Source organism: Acidovorax sp., assembly GCF_046314175.1.
In the GTDB taxonomy this organism is placed as follows: domain Bacteria; phylum Pseudomonadota; class Gammaproteobacteria; order Burkholderiales; family Burkholderiaceae_C; genus Acidovorax.
Genome location: NZ_JBKBXG010000004.1, coordinates 40,379 through 65,413, shown reverse-complemented (window position 1 = coordinate 65,413; position 25,035 = coordinate 40,379). Strand labels below are relative to the sequence as shown.

Here is a 25,035-nt window from a genome sequence, read left to right as displayed (position 1 = left end):
CCGTATTATCGACGGTGCGGATTGTCGAGAGACAATGGGGCCGTATGAAAGTCAAAACCCAAAGCAAGAAGGTCAACAAGGCGTGGTTGAACGACCACGTCAACGACACCTATGTCAAGTTGGCCCAGAAAGAGGGTTTTCGGGCCCGCGCCGCCTACAAGCTCAAGGAAATCGACGAACAACTCGGGTTGATCAAACCGGGTTACACCGTGGTGGACCTGGGCTCCACGCCGGGCGCCTGGAGTCAGTACCTACGCCGGCGCATGTCGCCCGCGGGCGCTGCAGCGGGCCAGCTCAATGGCACCATCATTGCGCTGGACCTTTTGCCCATGGAGCCCATTGAGGGCGTTACATACATCAACGGAGATTTCCGTGAGGCCGAGGTGCTGGAGCGGCTGGAAGCGGCGCTGGACGGCAAGATTGTGGATGTCGTGGTTTCGGACATGGCCCCCAATCTGTCCGGTATCGAATCGGCAGATGCGGCGCGGATTGCCCATCTGGTGGAGCTCGCGGTGGAGTTTGCTTGCAACCATTTGAAACCGGATGGTGCTCTGGTAGTGAAGCTCTTTCACGGCAGTGGCTACAGCGATCTCGTGACCTTGTTCAAGCAGACGTTCAAAGTGGTCAAACCCGTGAAACCCAAGGCTTCACGCGACAAGTCGTCTGAGACGTTTTTGGTGGGCATGGGGCTCAAAAAGTAGCCGAGTTAGTCTTGCCGAAGGTCAAGGATCCGTGAAATACGGCTGCAAAGCCCGTGTTGATTCCATGGCCGATAGGGGGAATAGGGGTGGCCCCAAGGCTTGAAAGACCTAAAATGGGCCGCACATGCGTGCCATGACGGCAGTGTGTCCGTTTTCTGTTTCTCGCAACTGGAGCCCCGCTTGAACAATCAGTGGTTTTCAAAAATTGCCGTGTGGCTGGTTATCGCCATGGTGCTGTTCACGGTGTTCAAACAGTTTGACACCCGTGCAGGAGCCAGCGCAGGCCATATCGGCTACTCGGAGTTCCTCGAGGAGGTTCGCAGCAACCGTATTAAGAGCGCGACCATCCAGGAAGGCCAGGGCGGTACGGAGATCTTGGCAGTCACCACTGACGACCGAAAAATCCGCACGACTGCCACCTATCTCGACCGCGGCCTTGTAGGCGACCTGATTGCCAACAACGTTAAGTTTGATGTCAAGCCACGCGAAGAAGGCTCCCTGCTCATGACATTGCTGGTCAGCTGGGGTCCCATGCTGTTGTTGATCGGTGTGTGGGTTTACTTCATGCGTCAGATGCAGGGCGGCGGCAAGGGCGGGGCCTTCAGCTTTGGCAAAAGCAAGGCGCGCATGCTGGACGAAAACACCAATCAGGTGACATTTGCTGATGTTGCCGGCTGTGACGAGGCGAAAGAAGAAGTCAAGGAGGTCGTGGACTTCCTGAAGGACCCGCAAAAATTCCAAAAGCTGGGTGGCCGCATTCCGCGTGGCCTGCTGCTCGTCGGCCCTCCCGGTACCGGCAAGACTCTGTTGGCCAAGTCCATCGCTGGCGAAGCAAAGGTGCCATTCTTCAGCATCTCGGGTTCTGACTTTGTGGAAATGTTCGTTGGCGTAGGCGCAGCCCGTGTGCGCGACATGTTCGACAACGCCAAGAAGAACGCCCCCTGCATCATCTTCATCGACGAAATTGACGCAGTCGGCCGCCAGCGCGGCGCTGGCTTGGGCGGTGGCAACGACGAACGCGAACAGACTTTGAACCAGATGCTGGTCGAGATGGACGGCTTCGAGACCAACCTCGGCGTGATCGTGGTGGCTGCCACCAACCGCCCTGACATCCTGGACGCTGCCTTGCTGCGCCCTGGTCGCTTTGACCGTCAGGTGTACGTGACGCTGCCCGACATCCGTGGCCGCGAGCAGATCCTGAATGTGCACATGCGCAAGATCCCTGTGAGCCAGGACGTAAATCCCGGCATCATCGCCCGTGGCACCCCTGGTATGAGCGGTGCCGATCTTGCCAACCTGTGCAACGAAGCGGCTTTGATGGCTGCGCGCCGCAACGCTCGCACCGTGGAAATGCAGGATTTCGAGAAGGCCAAGGACAAGATCCTGATGGGCCCCGAGCGCAAGAGCATGGTCATGCCCGAGGAAGAGCGTCGCAACACGGCCTATCACGAGTCCGGCCACGCGCTGATTGGCAAGCTGCTTCCCAAGTGCGATCCGGTGCACAAAGTCACCATCATTCCCCGTGGCCGTGCTTTGGGTGTGACGATGAGTTTGCCCGCGCAAGACCGCTACAGCTATGACCGCGAGTACATGCTCAATCAAATCAGCATGCTGTTCGGTGGCCGTATCGCCGAAGAAGTGTTCATGAACCAGATGACCACCGGCGCCAGCAACGACTTTGAGCGTGCCACACACATTGCGCGCGACATGGTCACCCGCTATGGCATGACGGACGCCCTGGGCCCTATGGTCTATGCAGAGAACGAAGGCGAAGTGTTTCTGGGCCGCTCGGTCACCAAGACCACCACCATGAGCGAACAGACCATGGAAAAGGTGGACATGGAAGTGCGCCGTATCATTGACGAGCAATACAACCTGGCCCGTGGCCTGATTGAGCAGAACAGCGACAAGATGCACGCCATGGCCAAGGCCTTGCTTGAGTGGGAAACCATTGATTCCGATCAGCTCGATGACATCATGGCCGGCAAGGAGCCTCGTCCTCCCAAGGATTGGACTCCCCGAACGCCTCCCTCAGGCGGTGATAATTCCAGCGGTGGCACGCCAGCGGTCACAACTGACCCCGCGCCGACGGCAGCCTGAGGGTTTGTCGGATAACCGTTCGAACGGGGCCTTGTGCCCCGTTTTTCATGCCTGCTAACTAGTTTTGTTTCTCGTCATCACGGTGCTTTGCGCAGTTGCGCAGTTGTTCAGTGGGCGCCTGGATTCGTTCAACCATGTTTTGGCAAACCGCTCGCTTCGACGTTGACCTGACGAACCCCCAAGTCATGGGGATCGTCAATGTCACGCCAGACTCGTTTTCGGATGGAGGGCGCCATGGCTCCACCATCAGTGCGCTGCGCCATTGCGAGCAGCTCATCAAGGATGGTGCCCACATTCTGGACATTGGCGGCGAATCCACGCGGCCTGGCAGTCCGGCGGTTTCTTTGGAAGATGAATTGGCACGTGTCGTGCCGTTAGTGCGCGACGCTGTCACGCTGGGGGTGCCGATCTCGGTGGATACCTATAAGCCCGAGGTCATGCAGGCCGTGCTGGACTTGGGCGCTGACATCATCAATGACGTCTGGGCGCTGCGGCAGCGTGGAGCGACGGCGGTGGTGGCGGCGCATCCGCGTTGTGGCGTGTGCCTGATGCATATGCACCGCGACCCACAGACCATGCAGGTGGCCCCCATGGTGGGTGACGTGGTGTCTGCAGTGCTATCGTTTTTGGAGCTTGTGGCGCTTGATACACAAGCGCTAGGGGTCGAAAAGACTCGAATTATTCTTGACCCGGGTATTGGGTTTGGAAAAACTGTGGAGCAGAACTTCGCGTTGCTGGCCCGGCAATCGGTGCTGAAGGCTTCGGGCTACCCCTTGTTGGCAGGCTGGTCCCGTAAATCTTCTCTGGGTGCTGTGACAGGGCTGGATGTCGACCATCGCATGGTGCCCAGCGTCGCGGCCGCTGTGCTTGCCGTAGAGCGCGGTGCCTCTGTGGTGCGCGTGCACGATGTGCGCGAGACAGTGGCGGCTTTGGCTGTGTTCACGGCCATGCAGCAAGCAGACCGATTGAATGACTGAGTGGTTGGTTGCCGGAGTGTCTTGTTGCCCGATTGCTCGCAGTTTTGAATTCTTGACAATCGATCTGTCGTTTTGACCCGCACTTATCGACAAAGCCATCCGGCGACCCACATCCAACAACGAAAATGACACGAGGAGACACTGCTACATGACACGCCAATATTTTGGAACCGACGGCATTCGCGGAACGGTGGGGCAGCCGCCGATCACGCCAGATTTTGTTTTGCGCCTGGCCCATGCCGTGGGCCGCGTATTGCGCCGCACTGAGGACCGCCCCACAGTGCTGATCGGCAAGGACACCCGCATTTCTGGCTACATGCTGGAGAGCGCGCTGGAGTCGGGGTTCAACTCGGCAGGCGTCGATGTGGTGCTGCTGGGGCCTCTGCCCACACCCGGTGTGGCTTACCTCACGCGCGCCCAGCGCGCAAGCCTTGGGGTGGTCATCAGTGCAAGCCACAACCCATACCCCGACAACGGCATCAAGTTCTTCAGTGCACAAGGCACCAAGTTGCCGGACTCCTGGGAGCTTGACGTAGAAGCGGCATTGGCCGAGCCACCGGTATGGGCCGATTCGGCCAACCTCGGCAAAGCGCGCCGCCTGGAGGACGCTGCGGGGCGGTACATCGAATTCTGCAAGAGTACGTTTCCCCACGACCTGACCCTCAAGGGCGTCAAGATCGTCGTGGACGCAGCACACGGGGCTGCCTACCAAGTGGCGCCCAAGGTGTTCCATGAACTGGGTGCTGAGGTGATCTCGATCGGCTGCGCGCCGGACGGCCTCAACATCAACCATGAAGTGGGTGCGACGCACCCTGACGCCCTTGTGCGCGCCGTGCGCGCCAACCGGGCGGACTACGGCATTGCGCTGGACGGCGATGCCGACCGCTTGCAGGTCGTGGATGCCAGCGGGCGCCTGTACAACGGCGATGAGCTTTTGTACTTGATGGCATCCGACCGCATGGGCCGGGACGAGCATGTGCCCGGTGTGGTGGGCACACTGATGACCAACATGGCCGTGGAGGTGGCTCTGCAGGCGCGCGGCGTGAAGTTTGTGCGTGCCAAAGTGGGCGACCGCTATGTGCTCGAAGAACTGGCGCGCCACCAGTGGGTGCTGGGTGGCGAGGGCTCGGGCCATTTGCTGGCCCTTGACCGCCACACCACGGGCGACGGCCTGGTGAGTGCGCTGCAGGTGCTGCAGGCCTGTGTGCGCAGCGGCCGCACGCTGGCGCAGTTACTGGCCGACATTACGCTGTACCCGCAGGTGCTTCTCAATGTGCGGCTTCCTCCGGGGCAGGACTGGAAGTCGAACCGCGTGTTGGCAGACACGACCGAGGCGGTGGTGCAAGAGCTGGGCGCCACCGGCCGGGTGTTGATTCGCGCCAGCGGTACTGAGCCCTTGCTGCGGGTCATGGTGGAGGCGCGTGACGCTAGTGTGGCCAGCACTTGCGCACAACGCCTGGCAGACGCGGCCCGCGCAGGCTGATTCGTTCAGACGTGGCGATCAGGACTCGGAACGCGGGATTCTTATGCCTTACTCCCTTGCCGGCGACCCCATCACCATCTGCCGTGTGGATTACGCCGACGCCCATGACGCTGCGGCGCTGGTCATGCTGCTCGATGGCTATGCGCAGGACGTTACAGGTGGCAGCGAGCCTTTGACCGCAGAGGTCAAACAAGGCCTGCCCGAGGCTCTGCGCCAGCGCCCACAGGCCTTCAGCGTGCTCGCGTGGGCCGACGATACAAATCATCCTACCGGCCGTGTGCCAGTGGGCTTGGTCAACTGCTTTGAAGGCTTCTCCACTTTTGCGTGCAAACCACTCGTCAACGTGCACGATGTGGTGGTGGTTCCCGCTTGGCGCGGTCACCGCATTGCACAACGCATGCTGCACGTTGTGGAGGCTATGGCCCGGGAACGGGGTGCGTGCAAGCTCACCCTCGAAGTCCTGTCGGGCAACCACAGCGCTTTGCGTGCCTACGAGCGTGAAGGCTTTGCGGCCTACACCCTTGATCCGAAAATGGGTCACGCACAGTTCTTGCAAAAATTGCTGGATTGAGATGGCTGCTGCTGCAAACGCAGCTCTTGCCCTCTGTGCGGAAGTTGCGCACAGCAAGGCGTACCAAAGGCGGGAGTTGACCCCGCGTAAACTCTGACGCGCTGTGAGAGACGTATCGCTAAGGTCCGGGTTTTGTATCGAGAACGCGCATGGCAGCGGTTGCAGATCGTGCATTACATCCTCGTTTTTGGAGCAAAGTCTTATGAACAAATCCCCCTTGCGCATCGCTGCAGCCTGTCTGGCTACCGCTACCGCTTTTGCGGCAGCACCCGCGCACGCTGGCAGAACGCTGGACGGCATCAAATCGCGTGGCCAGGTGGTGTGCGGCGTCAATCCCGGCCTGGCTGGGTTTTCTGCGGCCGGGTCTAACGGCAAGTGGGCCGGTCTGGACGTGGACATCTGCCGCGCGGTGGCCGCTGCTGTGTTGGGTGATGGTGGCAAGGTCCAATACGTGCCACTGAATGCCCAGCAGCGGTTTACAGCCTTGCAATCGGGCGAGGTGGACGTGCTCTCGCGCAACACAACGTTTTCGCTAACTCGCGACGCATCGCTTGGCCTGCACCAGACGGTTGTGACCTACTACGACGGTCAGGGTTTCATGGTGCCTACCAAGAGCAAGATCAAGAGCGTCAAGCAGCTCAAGGGCCAGACCGTGTGCGTGGAGTCTGGCACCACGACCGAAAAAAACCTGACCGACTATTCCAAGGCCAACAACCTCGCCATAAAGCCGGTGGTATTCGAAAAGGTGGAGGCCGCTACCGGCGCCTACTTTGCTGGGCGCTGCATGGCTTACACAACTGACGCGTCGGGTCTGGCCTCGGTGCGCAACAAGGAAGCCAAAGTTCCCTCCGGGCACGTGATCCTGCCAGAGCTGATTTCCAAGGAGCCACTGGGTCCCATGGTGCGCCGGGGGGATGACGAGTGGTTTGCCATCGTCAAGTGGGTGGTGTACGGCCTGATTGAAGCCGAAGAATATGGCATCACCCAAGCCAATTTGGAACAGATGAAGACCAGCGTCAACCCGGTGGTGCAGCGCATTCTAGGCACCACCGAAGACAGCGGCAAATTTTTGGGCCTGGAGCGCGACTGGATGGCACGCGCCATCAGGACGACAGGCAACTACGGCGAGATTTTTGAACGCAACGTGGGCCCCAAGTCGGCACTGGCGTTGCCACGTGGCCTGAACAACCAGTGGAACAAGGAAGGCCTGATGTACGCGTTCCCCAACCGCTGAGAGCTGCCAAACGCAGTACAGCAAACGTTGGACAGCAAACGCGGTACTCCGCGGCGTCTGCTGCCATGCCAATGGATGAACCCTGTGAGACCTTGGCCTGCGGGAGGCGTTCAGATTTCATGATTGATGGCGGGGCTGTCCCGCCCCAATGACAATGGACGTGCATGATCCACATGCGGGCGGGCATAGCGCTGTTTGCCAAGCACACCAGGCCGAGGTGGCAAGGGCGGACTGCGGGCTATCTCCAAGTGGTAAGTGGAGGCTGCCAGCACGCTGTGGATGTCGTATGCGGCAGGCGCGCGAAAGATTTTGCTGTCCCGGCGCTGGCGAATGTGGTGAGCGAGCCTTTGCGCTGGACTTCTAAAAAGCTAGCTGCTAGCGCTCTTGTCTAAATGTTTTCAGATAAAAAAGACCTGATTAGCGACATACCTCAGATTGCACCGAACGAACTCGGGACAGCCGGCTCCAACACACATGCCGAGCCATCGGCCAAGGAGCAGTAATGTCCATCAACGCTATCCAGTTCCAACGCGGTCTGTCACTACCCCAGTTTCAGGCCCTGTACGGCAGCGAGCAGCAGTGCGAGCGCGCTCTTTTGGCCGCCCGCTGGCCCCTGGGCTGGCAGTGCGCACACTGCGGCTGCAAGCGCTTCTTTAACACCCGCAATGGCGGTGGTCGATTGCTGTGGGAGTGCTTCATCTGTGGCTACCAAAGCTCATCCATCGTGGGCACCGTGATGGAGCACACCCATCTGCCCCTGAGGCTGTGGTTCCTGGCTATGTATCTGCTCACACAGAACAAGAACGCCATCAGCGCTCTGGCCCTCAAGCGCCAACTGGGCGTGTCCTACAAAACGGCGTGGCTCATGAAGCACAAGCTGATGCAGACCATGGCGCAGCGCGATGAGCGCTACCGCCTGCAAGGGCGTGTGGAGATCGACGATGCCTACCTCGGCGGCGAGCGTGCAGGCCACATCAACGGCGGGCGCAAGGCTGCCAACAAGACAGCCTTCGTCGCTGCGGTGCAGACCAGTGCCGATGGCCGTCCCCTGTACATGCGCCTGACGCCTGTGGCGGACTTCACCAACGAGCACATGCGGCAATGGGCCAGTCGCCACCTGGCAGCGGGCTGCCACGTGGTCAGCGATGGCACGCGTGCCTTTGCCCAGGTGCGCCAGGCCCAGGCCACGCATGAGCGCCATGTGACCGGCGGTGGACGCCAGGGTGCGCAGACGCCGCAGTTGCACTGGGTCAACACCTTGCTGGGGAACCTCAAAACCAGCATGGCCGGAACCTATCACTCGTTCGACCATGCCAAGTATGCCCAGCGCTATCTGGCCGAGTTCTGCTGGCGATTTAACCGTCGCTTTGATCTGCCTGCCATGCTGCCCAGGCTGCTGCGAGCTGTGGCTACTACACGACCGCTTCCATTGACCGTACTACGCTCATCTGAGGTAAGTCGCTAATCAGGAAAAAAGACTTTGAAAACCAGTGGTAAAAAGCGCTAGCAGCTCTACTTTTTATAGTGACTTGCGTGGCCGGTGCGTGAATGCTGGTGCATGAATGCTTCCAGCTCGGCAGGCGGCAGCGGCGCGCTGAGGTGATAACCCTGCGCCTCGTCGCACCCCTGCTCGCGCAAGTAGGCGAGCTGGCCTTCCGTCTCTACCCCCTCAGCCGTCGTGCGCATGCCCAAGGCCTGGGCCATACGGATGATCGCGCTGACGATGGCACGGTCGTTGATGTCTTCGCCCAGATCGCGCACAAAAGACTGGTCGATCTTGAGCTTGAAGATCTGAAACCGCTTGAGCTGGCTGAGCGACGAATAACCGGTGCCAAAGTCGTCCATCGACATGCGGACGCCGCGCGCATGCAATTGGTCCATGGTCGCCACGGCTGCGTGCGGGTCGTCCACCGCTACGCCTTCGGTCAGCTCCAGCTCCAGCGAGTCGGCAGGCAGGTCAAACTCTGCCAGCATGCGGCTGACCAGCTCGGGCAACTGAGGCTGGCGGAACTGGATGGCCGACAGGTTGACCGCCATCGTGAGCCCGTGGAATCCGCTGGTCCGCCAGGCCTTGAGTTGCGCCAGCGCGGTGCGCAACACCCATTCGCCGATCTGCAGGATCTGTCCGCTGTCCTCGGCAATGGGAATGAATTCCGCAGGTGACACACCGCCCAGTTGTGGGTGCTGCCAGCGCAGGAGCGCCTCGACGCTGTGGACCGAGCCGGTGGCAAGGCTCATCTGTGGCTGGTAGTGCAGGTGCAACTGGTCGCGCTCCAGCGCGCGGCGCAGGGCGTTTTCCAACTGCAGCGCGCGCACTGACTGGGCCTGCATCTCGGGCGTGAAGAAACGAAACGTGTTGCGTCCGTCCAGCTTGGCTCGGTACATCGCCACATCGGCCGATTGGGTCAAGGTGTCAAAGTCAGCGCCGTCTTGCGGGAAGAGCGCGATGCCCATGGACGGGGCCATGGTCAGCTCATGGTGGTCGATCTGGTAGTGCTGGCGCGATGCCTCCTGCAGTTTGCCCGCCACACGGGCTGCACCATGGGCGTTGGCGCCGGGCAGCAGCAAGATGAACTCGTCGCCGCCCAGGCGCGAGACGGTGTCCTTGTCCCGCACCACAGCGCGCAGGCGCTTGGCGATCTCGACCAGCAACACGTCGCCCACGCGGTGGCCCAGCGAGTCGTTGACATGCTTGAAGTGGTCCAGGTCCAGGAAGATCAGGGCCAGCGGCGTGTTGCCCTCTTGTGCCACGCGGATGGCCTTTTGGGCGCGCTCGGACAGAAGTGTGCGGTTGGGCAGGCCGGTCAATGCGTCGTAGTGCGCCAGCCAGTAGATGCGTTCCTGATCGGCCTTGCGGTCGCTGATTTCCTGGTGCAGGTTGTCTACTGTTTCGCGCAGCTCACGGGTACGGTCCTGCACCTGCCGCTCCAGGTCTTCATGCGCTCGGGCCAGAGCGGCTTGCGCCTGTTTGCGCTCGGTGATGTCCATCGTGATCCAGATGGAGCCTTGTGCCGGGTCTGACGGGTCAATGGACTTGCTGCGCACCTCGCAGATGACGGGGGTTCCGTCCTTGCGGCACAGCTCCACCTCGCCCTCATAGGAGTTCCCCGCTGCCAGGGCTGGGTAGCACCGGCGGCCGACCTCTTCCCATGCAGCATCGCTGGCGTACCAGCGGCGCGAGGTGCAAGCCATCAATTCGCCAGGCTCATAGCCCAGCATCTGCTCGAAATGGTCGTTGCAGCGGGTCAGGCGCCTGTCTCGCAAGAAAACAATGCCCACCATCGCACTGTCGAACAGCAACTGCTTTTCGCGCACCGCAGCGCTCAGTGCGGCCTGGGCACGCTTTTGCTCGTCGATGTCATCAAGAATCCAGATCGAACCCTCGGTGGTATCCAAAGGGTTGATCAGCCGACCGGTCAGGCTGCCCCAGAACAGGCTGCCATCGCGGCGGCGCAACTGGCGCTCCACGCGGAACGATTGTCCCTGTGCCAGAACGGGGTATGCGGTGCGCCCCAGTTCCCGAAAGGCGTCACGATTGGGGTAGCAAGCGTCGGTGTTCAGGCCTACCAGGCGCTCGGCACTGGGGTAGCCAAATATCTCGGCATATCGCTGGTTGCAGCGCACCACACTGCGCTGGCGCAGAAACACGATACCGACGCCCGCACTGTCGAGCAGGGTCTGTTGTTCACGCAGGGTGCGTTGCAGGGGGGTGTCGGGAGCGGCTGCCGGACGTTGCAAATCCGGAGTGCTATACGGGGGGGACATGGAGACCGGTACGGACGAGAGGGCCATACGGCCTGGCTAATTTGTAGCAAAGTGTAGCAGTCGAAGCTTACAGACCCCTCCACCGGCTTTGCGCTAAGGGCTTCATAGATGTATCAGGCGCCAAGGCATTCGCGCAGATAAGCCTCGAACTCTGGCGCGGGCAGGGGACGGCTGAAAAGGTAGCCCTGGCCCTCGTCGCATCCCTGCTGGCGCAGGAATTCAAGCTGGCCCTCGGTCTCCACCCCCTCCGCCGTGGTCTGCATGCCCAGCGCCTGCGCCATGCGGATGATGGCGCTCACGATGGCGCGGTCATTGGCGTCCTCGTCGAGATCGCGCACAAACGACTGGTCGATCTTGAGTTTGTAGATCTGAAACCGCTTGAGGTAACTCAACGACGAGTACCCCGTGCCAAAGTCGTCCATTGACAGGCGCACGCCGCGGTCGTGCAGCTGGTCCATCATGGCCAGTGCTGCCGCGGGGTCGTCCACTGCCGCGCCTTCGGTCAGCTCCAGCTCCAGCCGACGCGGGGGCAGGCCGGCCTGCTGCAGGCAGCGCGTCACCATCTCGGGCAACTGCGGGTGCCGAAACTGCACGGCGGACAGGTTGACCGACACCGCACGCAGCGGTAACTGCATGTCCAGCCAGCGTTTTGCGTCGTGCACTGCGGTGTGTATGACCCACTCACCAATCGACACGATCATTCCACTGCTTTCTGCCACCGGGATGAATTCTGCAGGCGACACCATACCCAGCTCGGGGTGGTGCCAGCGCAAGAGTGCCTCCGCTCCCACCACCTGGCGCGTGGTCAGCGACACCTGTGACTGGTAGTGCAGAGTGAACTGGTTGCGCTCTAGTGCGCGCCGCAGCGCGTTTTCGATCTGCAGCGCGCGGGCAGTGCGGGCCTCCAGGTCAGCGGTAAAAAAGCCGTACCGGTTACGCCCGCCTCGTTTTGCGCGGTACATGGCGGCGTCCGAACGCTGGTACAGCGTGTCAAACGAGTCTCCATCGGCAGGGTACATCGCAATGCCGACCGATGAGGTGGTGGTGAGCTCGTACGGGTCGATCTGAAACGGCTGCGCTACTGCCGCCAGCACTGTGTTGGCCACATCGGCGGCCTGGGCCACAGTGGTGGCTGGCAGCAGCAACAAGAACTCGTCGCCCCCCAGGCGAGATACCGTGTCTTGCGGGCGCAGCAAAGATTCGAGCCGCCGCGCCACGGCTACCAGCAGGATGTCTCCGATGCGGTGGCCCAGCGAGTCATTCACGTTCTTGAAATGGTCCAGATCAACAAACAGCATGGCCAGGGTGCCGTTCTGGGCTTGCTCATCCGCAATGTTGCGTTGTGCGCGCTCTGCCAGCAATGTGCGATTTGGCAGGTCGGTGAGCGGATCAAAATGCGCCAATCGCTGAATCCGGTCCTGGGCTTCACGCTGCTGGGTGATGTCCCGAAAGAGCGTGATGGAGTGTGTCGTCGCGCCGTTGCCGTCCAGCACGCGGCTGACGGACAACCACTGCGGGTAGGTTGAACCATCTTTACGTCGCCCCCAGGCTTCGCCCTCCCAATGGCCGTCTTGCGCAAGGCGGCTGTAAACCAGATCGGCATCGAAATCCCGGGTCGACTCGGCCACGGTGAGCAGGCGCATGGACTGGCCCACGGCCTGCGCTTCGTCATACCCGGTAATGCGTGTGAACGCGCGGTTGATGCGCACGATGGTATGGGTGGCATCGGAAATCACGATCGCTTCGCTGCTCTGGTCGAACACCTGGGCGGTCAGCTGCAATTGTTCTTGCGACCGCTTTCGCTCGGTGATGTCGCGCGACAGCACGATGAAGCGTGGCGTGGCACTGGGCGATGTGGACTTGCGTGCCGCAGACAGCTCAAACCAGGTGGCGCCCAGTCCCGGCAGCGTCAGCATGATCTGTCTGCCGGTAGACCAGCCGTGGGCTTGTGCTTCGTGCAACATGTCCATCACCGACAAGGCTGCCAGTGCGGGAAGCACCTCGGTCACGTTGCGCCCGATCAGCGTGTTGGCCGGGCTGGGCAACAGTTCGGTACGCTGGCTGTGCACGCTGCAATAGCGGCCTTCCTGGTCCATTTCGAACAAGGGGTCCGGAATCGCATCGATGGTGGCGCGCAATTGCTGTTGCGTTGCCTGGATTTCAGAGGTGCGCTGGGCTATCTGGGAGGCCAGCCCCTGCTCGTGGGCCTTTAGCGCGAAGTGCAGCCTCGCCAGGTAGGCCATCAACAGTGCAAACAGCAGGCCTAGCGCACTGCGCGCAGCCAGTACGGTGGGGGAGCCCCATCCGTGGGCTGGGGCCACGCTCAGCGTCCACTCTCCGTTGGGCAACGTCAGTGAGCGGTTGGCCGTGTCGGCCCCCGGCGCTGGCGACGAGGCCTCGATGGTCTGCTGTTCACCGTTGTCAGGCCGAACGCGCCACAGCCGGTAGCGGTAGCCACGCTCGGTCAACTGCTGAAGGCGGGCGGCCGCCAGCACTTCAGGCAGTCGGATGGTGACGTAGGTAAAGCCCCAAAAAGTGCGCCGCCCCTGAGCGTCTTCCAGATACACCGGTTGGCGCCCAACCACCCCCAAGCCCCCTTGCACCAGTTCTATGGGGCCTGCCAGGGTGAGCTGGCCTGATACACGCGCGCGGGCCGATTCAGCGCCCTGGCGCGGGTCGTTGAGTTGGTCGAAGCCGATCAAGCTCTCATTGCCTTGCCGGGGCACCACCTGGCGCACCACGCCGCCGGGAGAGAGCCCCATGGCCGCAATGCCCGGATAGAACGGCAGCATCTGCGTGCCGATTTCTTCAAACTGGGAGACAGTGCCTTGGCCTTGGCGTACCAGCGCCACCAAGGCGTTATTAGCCGACAGGGCGAGCCCAATGGCGCGCTGCAAGGCCTGCACATGGTCGCCAGCCATGTCGGCCACCTGGGTGCGTTTCTGGGTGCGGTCCTGGCGTTCCAGTGTCCACACCAGTGCCCCCATGCACGCTGCCGCCAGCACAAACACCGCCAGTGACGCGGTAAAGGGGCGGACGGAGGAGAGGGAAGGAATGACGGCACCTGGGCTGTTTCGTAAATCGATTATGCAGGCCATCTGCTGCGGCAATGCCGTGGCGTGGGATGTGGCGCGTCATCGCATTGACATGCTTTGGACACGTTCTCGTCATGCACCAATTCCACACTCCGGCCGAGGGAAAACGAAATCCCGTCGGCGGCTGGGCCTTTCAGCCGAACCCGTCCCCACACAAGGAGATGTTGCACCATGACTGACCTGCCCAACCTGACGCTGCCCTTGTCGCCCGACTCCGGTTCTGGTTCTGCCCTTCTTGGCCCGGGCGTTGTGCCCGGAGCCACAAAGCCAGCAGCAGAGCGCGGCGCTATCCAGGTGTCATGGGCGCGGCACCAGGACGAAGTGCGCCAGGCACAGCGGCTGCGGTTTGAGGTCTTCGCGGCAGAAATGGGAGCTCGATTGACGACCCCCGTTGCTGGCCACGACGTAGACCTGTTTGACGACTACTGCGAGCATCTTTTGGTGCGCGACGCCCAGAGCCAGCAAGTCATTGGGACTTACCGCGTGCTCACGCCTGCACAGGCCAAACGTGTGGGCGGAACCTACAGCGACACCGAGTTTGACCTGACTCGGTTGCGCTCCCTGCGCCCCCGCATGGTGGAGCTGGGCCGCAGCTGCGTGCACCCCGACTACCGACATGGCGGCGTGATCATGGCCTTGTGGGGTGCGCTTGCGGATTTCATGGTGCGCAACCAGCTCGACACCATGATCGGTTGCGCCAGCATCCCGATGCTCTACAACGGTGTAGTCAGCGGCGACGCCGCGGCCAGCATCTGGCAACAGGTTCGGCAGACGCATCTGGCACCCATTGAATACCACGTGCTGCCCCGTTTGCCCCTGCCGGTTGAGCAGCTTGATGGTTCCATCACGGTGGAGCCGCCAGCGCTGATCAAAGGCTACCTGCGCCTTGGCGCCCGTGTGCTCGGTGCGCCCGCGTGGGACCCTGACTTCAACACTGCCGACCTGCCGATGCTCATGCGGCTGGGCGACCTGCACCCTCGCTATCGCAAGCACTTTCTGGGGGCGTAATGCGCGCCGCGTTCGACGCACTGGGCCCCTGGATGAACGAGCCCATGGGGCCGGAGGATACTGCCGCCGACGCTGATGCAACTCTTGCGACTTCGCGCCGTCTTCGCGCGGTCTTCATATCTGACTTGCATCTTGGAACACCCGGGTGCCAAGCCGAAGCTTTGCTGGACTTTCTCAAACACCATCCCAGCGACCATCTGTACTTGGTGGGGGATATCGTTGACGGCTGGCAGTTGCGCCGCAGGTGGTTCTGGCCCCAGGCGCACAACGACGTGGTGCAAAAGCTGCTGCGCCGAGCCCGCAAGGGCTGCCGGGTGGTGTTTGTGCCCGGCAATCATGACGAATTTGCACGCGCCTTCATCGGGCACTCTTTCGGTGGCATCGAAGTCATGGCCGACGCGGTGCACACCACGGCCGATGGGCGCACGCTTTGGGTGACGCATGGCGACCACTTTGACGGCGTGATCCAGTGCGCAAAGTGGCTTGCGTATCTGGGCGACAACCTGTACGAGTTCACGCTCAAGCTCAACCGCCATCTCAATACCTTGCGTGCGCGCATCGGGCTACCGTATTGGTCGTTGTCTGCTTACCTCAAAGGCAAGGTAAAGACAGCGCTCAACTATGTGACTGACTTTGAGGAGGCGGTGGCTTCCGAAGCGCGTCGACGTGGGCATGACGGTGTTGTCTGCGGCCACATCCACCGCGCTGAAATGCGCGAGATTGGCGGCACCTTGTATTGCAACGATGGTGACTGGGTGGAAAGCCACACGGCGCTGGTCGAACACCTGGACGGCAGGCTGGAGTTGCTTCAGTGGCCGGCCGTCCATTCAGCAAATACTCCACGTGCCACGATGGAGGCCACCGCATGAAAATCGCTTTGATTACGGATGCATGGCTGCCGCAGGTCAATGGGGTGGTGACCACCTTGCTGGAGCTGGTGCGTGAGTTGAAAGCTGCCGGGCATGACGTGCATGTGGTGCAACCTGGCCAGTTTGCGACCCGGCCCTGCCCAGGCTATGCAGGTATCGACCTGGCGGTTCGGCCCGGCAAGCGGGTCACCGAGATGCTCGATGCCATGAAGCCCGACGCGATCCACCTTGCGACTGAAGGCCCGCTGGGATGGGCAGGGCGCCGTTACTGCCTGCGTAATCGGCTGGCTTTCACCACGGCGTTCCACACCCGTTTCCCTGAAATACTGTACGCCGCTTTGCGGGTTCCGCTGTCTTGGGGCTATGCGCTGTTCCGGTATTTCCACCGGCCGTCGTCGGGGGTTATGGTGCCTACGCAAGGTGTATTGCAGATGTTGGAGCACCGGGGCTTTCAGAACCTGAAGCAGTGGACGCACGGCGTGGATACGCAGGTCTTTCCCTTCCATGGCGAAGTCTGCTCCAGTCCGCTCACCGGTACGTTGGCCCATCCGGTGTCCCTTTATGTGGGACGCGTTTCTTATGAGAAAAACATCGAAGCCTTTTTGCAACTGGAAATGCCCGGTACCAAAGTCGTGTGCGGTGTGGGCCCGCTGGAGGCGCGGCTCAAGGCAAAGTACCCCCAGGTGCGATGGCTTGGCATTCTGGACCGAGCGGCCCTGGCGCAGGTCTATGCGGCTGCCGATGTATTCGTGTTCCCCAGCCGGTCTGAGACCTTTGGCCTGGTGATGCTGGAAGCCATGGCCTGCGGCACGCCGGTAGCGGCGTACCCGGTGGAGGGGCCCATGGAGGTGCTGGGGGCACACACGGGGCAGCCACCCCGCGGCGGGGTACTTTATGACAACCTGTTGTTGGCCGCGCAGGAGGCTCTTGCCGTCCCGCGGTCAGAGGCACGCAGTCGGGCTATGGATTTCACGTGGGCGCAGGCGGCACGCTTGTTTCAACAATATCTTGTGTCTGCGCGTGGAGGAAACGTTACATCTGTGTCTGTCACAGAGACTGTCACATCATTGTCATCTGAGCGTTAAATACTGGGGCCATCCTGCACTCGCCATGCCCCCGTATCCATGTTGCCCTTGCCTCTCCAAGATGTTGTGCCATTGCAGCGTGAAGCCTCCAGCGGGGGGGCTGCATCTCCCCTCGCGCTGACGCAGAACGGCAGTGAGCCAGGCGCATCCGTGGTGCCGAGCCCGCAGCCTCACATGTTTCTGGACCGTGACCACAGCATCCTGGCCTTTAACGAGCGGGTGTTCGATTGGGCTGTGCGCACGGACGTTCCTTTGCTGGAGCGGTTGCGTTACCTGTGCATCGTGTCTTCCAATCTTGACGAGTTCTTTGAAGTGCGCGCCGAGGCGCACATCACTGCAGCCAAAAAGGGTGAGACCAAGGGCTTGTACACGACCTCCTCTTTCGAGGCGCTCGCAGCCAAAGTTCACGACCTGGTGGAGCGGCAGTACGCCTTGTACAACGACGTTCTGGTGCCCGCGTTTGCCAAGCAAAAAATCCGTATCGTTTCACACGGCGACCGCTCGGGCGCGCAGAAACGGTGGGTGCACGACTACTTTGTGCGTGAAGTCCGCCCCTTGCTGATCCCGGTGGGGCTGGACCCTGCGCATCCGTTCCCCCAGGTGGCCAACAAGTCCCTGAATTTCATTGTGCGTCTCAAGGGTCACGACGCCTTTGGCCGCGAGAACGAAATTGCCATCGTCAAAGTGCCTCGCGCATTGCCACGGCTGGCGCGCATGCCTACCAAGGAGGCGCCGAATGAATTGTTGTTTGTTAGCTTGTCGAGCATCATCCGCGCGCATCTGACAGACCTGTTCCCTGGCCGTGAGGTGACGGAGTTTTCTCAGTTTCGGGTCACCCGCCACTCCGACCTTGCTTTGGACGAAGAAGACGTGCGCAATCTGCGCACAGCGTTGCGGCAAGGCTTGCAGCATCGCCACTATGGGCAGGCGGTCCGGCTGGAGGTGTCGGCGGGCTGCTCTCCGTTCTTGGCCAGTTTCCTATTGGAGCAATTTGCCTTGCCGTCCGCGGCGTTGTACCGTGTGCACGGCCCCGTCAATCTGGTCCGACTGACGCAATTGGTGGATCTGGTGAATGACCCGGCATTGCTGTTTGCTCCATGGAGCTCGGCGTGGCCCCGGCAACTTAAGCCCGAGGTCTCCATCATGGAGCAGTTGCGCCAAAGGGATGTGCTGATTCACCAGCCTTTTGAGAGCTTTGACGGACTGCTGGCCTTCTTGCGCGAGGCAGTGAACGACCCTCAGGTGTTGGTGATCAAGCAGACGATCTACCGCACCGGCGCTGACTCCGAGTTGATGGACCTGCTGACCGAGGCGGTGCGTCGGGGCAAGGAGGTGATGGCCGTTGTAGAGCTGAAAGCACGTTTTGACGAAGAAGCCAACATCAACTGGGCAGAGGCGCTGGAGTCGATTGGTGCACAGGTTGTGTACGGTGTTGTGGGGCTGAAAACACACGCCAAGATGCTGCTGGTTACGCGCAAGGAAGGGCGCCAGTTGCGCCGCTATGGGCATCTGTCGACCGGCAACTACAACGTGCGCACGGCCCGGCTTTATACCGACCTGAGCTACCTGACGGCCGACGAAGAGACAACCGCTGACATGGACGGCGTTTTCAACCATCTGGCAAGCCAGAACCGTCCGCCCAAGCTGCGCAAGCTGATGCTGGCTCCGTTTCATCTGCATCGCCGCATGATCGAGAAGATCGAGCAGGTCGGCTTGGCCGCTGGCCGCGGCGAAGACGCACGCATCGTCGCCAAAATGAATGCCTTGACGGATGAGGCACTGATACGTGCACTCATCGTGGCAGGCCAGCGCGGGGCGCGCATTGATCTGATCGTGCGAGGCGCCTGCATGCTGGCGGCCCAAGTGCAAGGCGTAACCGACAACATTCGGGTGCGCTCGGTGATCGGGCGCTTTCTGGAGCACACGCGTGTTTTTTACTTCCGCAGCGGTGCCGAGGAGGATCTCTATTTGTCCAGCGCGGACTGGATGAACCGCAACATGATGCGCCGTGTGGAGCTGGCCTGGCCGGTCACCGATCCTGGTCTGCGCCAGCAGATCGTGGATGAGTGCCTGGTGGCATACCTCCACGACGACCGTGATGCATGGACCCTCAACGCCAAAGGCACCTACGACCGAGCGCCTCGTGTAAGCGATGGCATGGGTGCGCAGGACGCTTTGATGGTGCGCTATGGCCCCAGAGCCGCTGCTTCCGTGCCTCGCTTGGAGCAAGGAACGGCATGATGGATCTGATCCTGTGGCGCCACGCAGAGGCAGAGGAGCCTGAGGACGGCAGCGACGACCTGAATCGCGCATTGACCGCGCGTGGGGAGAAGCAGGCCGCGCGAATGGCCGCTTGGCTGGATCGCCAGTTGCCTGATGGCCTGCGCGTGCTTGCAAGCCCTGCACGGCGCACCGAACAGACTGCCAGCGCGCTGGGCCGCAAGTTCAAGATGCGAGCCGAGCTGCTGCCCGGCGCTGCTCCAGCCGACCTGCTGGAGCTAGCCCAGTGGCCGCGCTCCAAGGGCACGGTGCTGATCGTAGGCCATCAGCCCGTTCTGGGTCAGACCATCGCGCAACTTCTGGAGCTTAAAGCCCCAGACTGCGCGGTGCGCAAAGGGTCCGTGTGGTGGTTGCGGCAACGGCAGCGGCTTGACCTGAGTCAGACGGTGCTGATCACCGTTCAGTCGCCAGAACTTCTGTAAAACAACTTCGTGTGGGGCTGTGACGCACCAGTCTTGGTGCAGTACCTGCCCGACGCGGGGAGCTGTTTACTTGCGCGAAGATTTTGCGGGAGCCTTGGTACTCAAAGCTTTGGGGGCTTCGGCTGCTTCAGTTTTTGGACGTCCCGTTTTGATGGATGGCACAGCTTGCAGAGCGGTCCGCAGTGCGCTGTCGGACAGGGTCGCCAGCACCTTCAAACCGGCGCGCAATAGTTCACTCTTTTTAACGGGCTGGGCCAATGCGGACGCGCGCTGCTTGAGAGCTTCAATCACGGCGTATTCGTCTTTGGGAATCGTGAAACTATCACGCACCAGTTTGGGTTTTTTCGCTTTTGCATCTTTGGCCGCAACGGGCGCGGCTGTCTTGGCAGGCTTTGTCACTGCCATTTTCTTGGCTGCCGGCGCTTTTTTGGCCACTGGCTTTGCAGCAGCCTTCACTGTCTTTGTAGTCTTTGCGACGGTTACAGAAGCCGCTGTAGGCGTATTTGCGGGCTTTACCGATTTGGCTGGTGCGGGCACAGGGGGTGCGGCTAAAACAGGTGCAGAAGCAGGGGTAGAGGTGGTTGTCATGGCAGATTTTAAGTAAACGGTATAAACAGTTTATACCGTTTTATACCGCCGTTCAAGGCAGCTCTGCCACCAGCTCCCAGGGCGTTTTCTGCCACGCCTGTGTTTCTTCCCTCAACAGGTGCGCGGACTGTGGGTAAGCGGCGCTCCAGCCTGTTCGGGCGCTGATGTGAAAGCGCCGGTCACCGCGCCGCAGCGTCAGCCCTTTGGAATCAGGGTTGCGGCGTGCGTGGCACAGCGCCACGGCCAGTCTCAGGCTGAGCAGTTGCAGTACGAAGATGGGGTCTTCCAGGTCGACCTCCAGCTTGCGAACCTTGCCGCGCTGCCCCAGAACCAGCACGCCCAGGCGATGCAGCTCGGGAAGGGCGAACCCAGCGGCGTCGGTGTTGTCGAGAATGTAGGCGCCGTGCCGGTGGTGGTCGCTGTGCGAGACGATGCAGCCAATCTCATGCAACCGAGCCGCCCAGTCCAGCTTGCGCGATGCGCGTTCGCTGCCCGCAGGCGCGGCCTGGTCAAACAACGCGCATGCTGTATGCGCGACCCGCTCCGCGTGTTCCATGTCCACGCCAAACCGGTGCATCAAGCCGTTGACTGTGGTGGTGCGCAGGTCAGTGCCGGGCTGTTCGCGGTCCAGTAGGTCGTAGAGCGCGCCCTGGCGCAGCGCACCTTGCGCGACCTGCATCTGATCAATATCCAGCAGGTCAAACACAGCGCGCAAGACGCTGATACCGCCGCCAATGACGGCCCGCCGCTCTTCCTTGAGGCCGTCCATGCGCAACCGGTCAGCCGATTGAGCGCGCAGCACCTTGTCCTGCAACCAGTTCAATCCTTCGCGCGTAATCAGCCCTGCCGGGCCGCCCGCCGCCGCCAATATGTCGCCCACCGCCCCGGCGGTGCCGGACGAGCCGTATGCAACATCCCAAGCTTCGGGCCGGAAAGTCCCCTGTGCTTCATCCAGCACGGCCTTGGCAGCGATTTCGGCCGCTAAAAAGGCCTGGAGAGTGAACTCGCCCTTGGCAAAGTACCGTTGCGACCACGCGACACTGCCCACGCGGTAAGAAGCCACGGCGTTCGGGGTGAACTGCTGCCCCAGAATCAGCTCGGTAGACCGCCCCCCGATATCTACCACCAACCGGCGCTCATCCGACTGCGGCAGCAGCCGTGCTACGCCTTGGTAGATCAGTCGGGCTTCTTCGGGCCCAGAGACCACGTCGATGGGGTACCCGAGGACCTCTCGCCCGCGTGACAAAAATTCGTCCCGGTTGCGTGCTTCCCGCAGGGTTTGGGTGGCAACCGCCCGCACTTGAGCATTGGGAAACCCTGCCAGGCGTTCGCCGAAGCGTGCCAGGCATGCCCAGCCACGCTCCATGGCCTCAAGGGTCAGATTGCGGTCTTCGTCCAGGCCATTGCCCTGGCGAACGGTTTCCTTGAGGTATTCGACCCGCTGGATATGGCCGAACTCATACCGACCGATTTCGAGGCGAAAACTGTTGGAGCCGAGGTCGACTGCGGCGAGGCGTGTGCCGTTCTGCATGTAGTTCTTGGTGGAGATTTGTCCGGCATCGTACCGCGGGCGTACCAACAAGCGTGTAGTCAATCCGCGCAGGGATAGCCAAGGCTTGCGCGATGGCTCGCGAAGTCTGTGCTGGTTGTGTGACAAAACAATGACGACGTCGTTGGGCTGAAATGTTTCATGGCAGCTCTGCGTGGGAAGTCCTTTGTGTCACTGAATTGTCATCTTGCACCCCTAGAGTTCGTCCTGTTCTTGTTAACCCTAGCCGAAAGGTATCGAATGAAACGCACATTTCTCAAAACCGTCGCAGTAGCACTGGCCACGATGGCCGTCGGCAGTGGTGCCTTTGCGGCAGACATCACTGGCGCAGGCGCTACCTTCCCCTTCCCCATCTACGCCAAGTGGGCTGAAGCCTACAAGAAGGAAACCGGCACAGGCCTTAACTACCAGTCCATCGGCTCGTCGGGCGGTATCCGCCAGATCCGCGCCAAGACCGTGGCTTTCGGCGCCACCGACGCTCCGATGTCGGGCGCGGACCTCGAAAAAGACGGCATGGTGCAGTTTCCCGCAATCATTGGCGGTACGGTTCCTGTGATCAACGTGGACGGCTTCAAGCCCGGCGAGTTGCGTGTGACCGGCCCCGTGTTGGCCGAAATGTTCCTGGGCAAGATCAGCAAGTGGAATGACCCCAAGCTGGCAGCCTTGAACCCCGGCAAAGCGCTGCCTGACCAAAACATTACGGTAGTGCATCGCGCCGATGGTTCGGGCACGACGTTCAACTGGACCGACTACCTGTCTGCTGTCAGCAAAGACTGGGCTGACACGGTGGGCAAGGGTGCCGCTGTCAAGTGGCCTGCCCCGTCTTCGGTGGGTGGCAAGGGTAATGAAGGTGTTGCCGCCAACGTGACGCGTGTTAAGGGTGCCGTGGGTTACGTTGAATACGCTTACGTCAAGAAGAACAACATGAACTTCTTGCAGCTGCAAAACGCTGACGGCAAGTACGTGAGCCCTGATGACAAGACTTTCGCTGCCGCCGCGGCGAGTGCTGACTGGTTCAGCGTGCCAGGCATGGGTATCTCGATGGTCAACGCAAAGGGCGCAGACAGCTGGCCCGTCAGCACCGCCTCGTTCATCCTGATGTACAAGGATCCTGCAGACAAAGCGCAATCGGCTGAAGTGCTGAAGTTCTTTGACTGGGCATTCAAGAACGGCAAGGGCATGGCCGCGGAACTGGACTACGTTCCCCTGCCAGACAGCCTGACCGCTGATATCCGCTCCAAAGTTTGGTCGCAAATCAAGAAGTAAGCAGTCTGCCCCAAAATAGCGCCCATCAGTCGGCCGGTCTGGCTGATGGGTGCTGGTTTTTGGGGTATCCAGAAGCCAGATGGGAGTCAACATGAGCGTGGGAACCACCATGAGTTCGCAACCCGTGTCCGTCAATGCGACGGACGTCCCCACCAAGTCCATGGTGTCGATTGCCAAGCGGCAGCGACTTCAGGACATTTTTTTCCATCGGCTGACCCAGAGCCTTTCTCTGTTGGTGCTTGCAGCGCTGCTGGGCATCATCGTCTCTCTGTTCGTCTACGCATGGCCAACTTTCCACAAGTTTGGTGTCCAGTTCATCTGGCGCGTGGAGTGGGACATCATCAATGAAGAATTCGGTGCCGCGATTGCCATCGTGGGCACACTGGCTAGCGCAGGTATTGCATTGCTGATCGCAGTGCCGCTGGCGTTCGGAATTGCCCTGTTTCTGACCGAAACCTGCCCTGTCTGGCTGCGTCGGCCGTTGGGCACTGCTGTGGAACTGCTCGCTGCGGTGCCGTCCATCATCTACGGCATGTTTGGGCTGTTTGTGTTTGCCCCTTTGTTTGCCGACTACTTCCAGATGCCGGTGCAAAAGCTGCTGGGCTCCATGCCACTGGTCGGCTTCCTGTTTGGCGGCAGCACCAACGGCTTCGGCATTCTGGCCGCCGGTATCGTGCTGGCCTTCATGGTGCTCCCTTTTGTGGCCGCCGTGATGCGGGACGTGTTCGAGATTGTTCCTCCCATCCTGCGCGAATCGGCCTACGGTCTGGGTTGCACTACCTGGGAAGTGGTCCGCCGCGTGGTGTTGCCCTACACCCAGAAGGGTGTGATAGGCGGCGTCATGCTGGGCCTGGGCCGAGCGCTGGGCGAAACAATGGCGGTGACCTTTGTGATCGGCAACGCCAATCGCATGCCGACGTCGTTGTTCTCGCCGGGTACGTCGATCGCGTCCACCCTGGCTAACGAGTTCGGCGAAGCGGCAGACTTTCACCTGTCCACGCTGTTCGCGCTGGGTTTCCTGCTCTTCGTTATTACGTTTGTGGTGCTCTCTGTCGCCAAGATTTTGATGCTGCGCGCTGAGAAGGCCAAGGGTTTTTGACCTGTGTTCATTCACTCGCTCTGACCTTGAACCCCATTTGAGAGAAGCCCATGGAATTCAATCAACAACTCTACAAAAAACGGCAGCGCTCCAACGCTGTCGGCCTGACGCTGTCGCTTGGTGCGATGGTGCTGGGTCTCTTCGTGCTGCTCTGGATTCTGAGCGTGCTGCTGTCCAACGGCTTTGCCGCGCTTGACTGGAACATGTTCACCCAGTCCACACCGGCCCCAGGCTCTGAGGGCGGCGGCTTGGCCAACGCCATTGTGGGTAGCCTGATGATGGTGGGCTTCACGGTGCTGATATCCACGCCGATAGGGGTGCTCGCCGGAGTGTATCTGGCAGAGTACGGAGACCAGAGCAAGACTGCCGAGCTCACCCGTTTTGTGACGGACATCATGCTGTCGGCGCCCTCCATTGTGCTCGGTCTGTTTGTCTACGCGATTGCCGTGGCCACTGTGGGCAATTTTTCGGGGTGGGCGGGTAGTCTGGCGCTGTCTCTGATCGCCGTGCCCGTGGTGGTGCGCACCACAGAGAACATGCTGCGACTGGTGCCAGGTAGCCTGCGCGAGGCCGCGTTCGCTCTGGGTGCGCCGCGCTGGAAGGTGTCCACCATGGTCACCCTGCGCGCTGCACGCAGCGGCGTGATGACGGGCCTGTTGCTGGCTGTGGCCCGCATCAGCGGTGAGACTGCGCCCTTGCTGTTTACCGCACTCAACAACCAATTCTTCAGCACCAACATGAGTGCACCGATGGCCAACCTGCCTGTGGTGATCTTCCAGTTTGCCTTGAGCCCCTATGACAACTGGGTGCGCCTGGCCTGGGGCGGTGCGCTGCTCATCACGCTGTCGGTGCTGGTTCTCAATGTGGTGGCTCGGGTGTTCCTGCGCGAAAAGAACCGCGTTTGACGCGGGCCTGAACCATTCTTCATAGACACAACGCCTCC

At 61.1% G+C, this 25,035-nt stretch carries 19 protein-coding genes; 15 read left to right on the top strand and 4 right to left on the bottom strand.

Annotated features, from left to right (window positions below; all coding sequences use genetic code 11):
• Positions 1-44 precede the first annotated feature (44 nt).
• The 7 genes from ACK4OE_RS02195 to ACK4OE_RS02165 all read left to right on the top strand — a co-directional run bounded on the left by ACK4OE_RS02195 (position 45) and on the right by ACK4OE_RS02165 (position 8,531).
• The gene (locus ACK4OE_RS02195) at positions 45-701 is read left to right on the top strand and encodes an RlmE family RNA methyltransferase (RefSeq protein WP_409882699.1); all 657 of its coding nucleotides are present in this window, start codon (positions 45-47) and stop codon (positions 699-701) included.
• 180 nt (positions 702-881) lie between these two features.
• Positions 882-2,801, top strand: a complete 1,920-nt coding sequence (gene ftsH / locus ACK4OE_RS02190; RefSeq protein WP_409882698.1) for an ATP-dependent zinc metalloprotease FtsH — start codon at positions 882-884, stop codon at positions 2,799-2,801.
• 134 nt (positions 2,802-2,935) lie between these two features.
• The gene (gene folP / locus ACK4OE_RS02185) at positions 2,936-3,778 is read left to right on the top strand and encodes a dihydropteroate synthase (RefSeq protein ID WP_409882697.1); all 843 of its coding nucleotides are present in this window, start codon (positions 2,936-2,938) and stop codon (positions 3,776-3,778) included.
• Positions 3,779-3,926: 148 nt separating this feature from the next.
• Positions 3,927-5,261, top strand: a complete 1,335-nt coding sequence (glmM, locus tag ACK4OE_RS02180) for a phosphoglucosamine mutase (protein WP_409882696.1) — start codon at positions 3,927-3,929, stop codon at positions 5,259-5,261.
• 43 nt (positions 5,262-5,304) lie between these two features.
• Complete coding sequence (locus ACK4OE_RS02175) at positions 5,305-5,832, top strand: GNAT family N-acetyltransferase (RefSeq protein WP_409882695.1); 528 nt, start codon at positions 5,305-5,307, stop codon at positions 5,830-5,832.
• 202 nt (positions 5,833-6,034) lie between these two features.
• A complete protein-coding gene (locus ACK4OE_RS02170; protein ID WP_409882693.1) occupies positions 6,035-7,066 on the top strand; it encodes an amino acid ABC transporter substrate-binding protein in 1,032 nt (343 codons plus the stop codon).
• A gap of 502 nt (positions 7,067-7,568) precedes the next feature.
• On the top strand, positions 7,569-8,531 hold the full coding sequence (locus ACK4OE_RS02165; protein WP_409882691.1) for an IS1595 family transposase: 963 nt from the start codon (positions 7,569-7,571) through the stop codon (positions 8,529-8,531).
• 47 nt (positions 8,532-8,578) lie between these two features.
• Here ACK4OE_RS02165 and ACK4OE_RS02160 read toward each other — a convergent pair whose 3' ends face one another.
• Both ACK4OE_RS02160 and ACK4OE_RS02155 read right to left on the bottom strand, forming a co-directional pair.
• The gene (locus tag ACK4OE_RS02160; RefSeq protein ID WP_409882690.1) at positions 8,579-10,831 is read right to left on the bottom strand and encodes an EAL domain-containing protein; all 2,253 of its coding nucleotides are present in this window, start codon (positions 10,829-10,831) and stop codon (positions 8,579-8,581) included.
• 113 nt (positions 10,832-10,944) lie between these two features.
• The gene (locus tag ACK4OE_RS02155) at positions 10,945-13,929 is read right to left on the bottom strand and encodes an EAL domain-containing protein (protein WP_409882689.1); all 2,985 of its coding nucleotides are present in this window, start codon (positions 13,927-13,929) and stop codon (positions 10,945-10,947) included.
• 168 nt (positions 13,930-14,097) lie between these two features.
• Between ACK4OE_RS02155 and ACK4OE_RS02150 the strand changes: the two genes are divergently transcribed.
• From ACK4OE_RS02150 to ACK4OE_RS02130, 5 genes are all read left to right on the top strand, one after another.
• The gene (locus ACK4OE_RS02150) at positions 14,098-14,934 is read left to right on the top strand and encodes a GNAT family N-acetyltransferase (protein ID WP_409882688.1); all 837 of its coding nucleotides are present in this window, start codon (positions 14,098-14,100) and stop codon (positions 14,932-14,934) included.
• A complete protein-coding gene (locus ACK4OE_RS02145; protein ID WP_409882687.1) occupies positions 14,934-15,803 on the top strand; it encodes a UDP-2,3-diacylglucosamine diphosphatase in 870 nt (289 codons plus the stop codon). The genes ACK4OE_RS02150 and ACK4OE_RS02145 overlap by 1 nt, the downstream gene beginning before the upstream one ends.
• A complete protein-coding gene (locus tag ACK4OE_RS02140) occupies positions 15,800-16,888 on the top strand; it encodes a glycosyltransferase family 4 protein (RefSeq protein WP_409882686.1) in 1,089 nt (362 codons plus the stop codon). The genes ACK4OE_RS02145 and ACK4OE_RS02140 overlap by 4 nt, the downstream gene beginning before the upstream one ends.
• 174 nt (positions 16,889-17,062) lie before the next feature.
• Positions 17,063-19,129: a polyphosphate kinase 1 gene (gene ppk1, locus ACK4OE_RS02135; protein WP_409882685.1), complete on the top strand. Its 2,067-nt coding sequence runs from the start codon at positions 17,063-17,065 to the stop codon at positions 19,127-19,129.
• Positions 19,126-19,590 carry a SixA phosphatase family protein gene (locus ACK4OE_RS02130; RefSeq protein ID WP_409882683.1) on the top strand — a complete coding sequence of 155 codons (465 nt, stop codon included), beginning with the start codon at positions 19,126-19,128 and terminating at the stop codon, positions 19,588-19,590. Before ppk1 ends, ACK4OE_RS02130 begins: the two co-directional genes overlap by 4 nt.
• Positions 19,591-19,656: 66 nt before the next feature.
• On the opposite strand, the gene ACK4OE_RS02125 is transcribed toward ACK4OE_RS02130, so the two are convergent.
• On the bottom strand, positions 19,657-20,178 hold the full coding sequence (locus ACK4OE_RS02125; RefSeq protein ID WP_409882680.1) for a hypothetical protein: 522 nt from the start codon (positions 20,176-20,178) through the stop codon (positions 19,657-19,659).
• 52 nt (positions 20,179-20,230) lie between these two features.
• On the bottom strand, positions 20,231-21,709 hold the full coding sequence (locus tag ACK4OE_RS02120) for an exopolyphosphatase (RefSeq protein ID WP_409882731.1): 1,479 nt from the start codon (positions 21,707-21,709) through the stop codon (positions 20,231-20,233).
• Positions 21,710-21,967: 258 nt separating this feature from the next.
• Here ACK4OE_RS02120 and pstS point away from each other — a divergent pair, with 258 nt between their 5' ends.
• The 3 genes from pstS (at position 21,968) to pstA (ending at position 24,997) form a co-directional block, all read left to right on the top strand.
• Positions 21,968-22,993, top strand: coding sequence for a phosphate ABC transporter substrate-binding protein PstS (gene pstS, locus ACK4OE_RS02115; protein WP_409882679.1), 1,026 nt, complete (start codon positions 21,968-21,970; stop codon positions 22,991-22,993).
• Between the two features lie 109 nt (positions 22,994-23,102).
• Positions 23,103-24,092, top strand: a complete 990-nt coding sequence (gene pstC, locus ACK4OE_RS02110; protein ID WP_409882678.1) for a phosphate ABC transporter permease subunit PstC — start codon at positions 23,103-23,105, stop codon at positions 24,090-24,092.
• Between the two features lie 50 nt (positions 24,093-24,142).
• Positions 24,143-24,997 carry a phosphate ABC transporter permease PstA gene (pstA, locus tag ACK4OE_RS02105; protein WP_409882677.1) on the top strand — a complete coding sequence of 285 codons (855 nt, stop codon included), beginning with the start codon at positions 24,143-24,145 and terminating at the stop codon, positions 24,995-24,997.
• Positions 24,998-25,035: the final 38 nt, after the last annotated feature.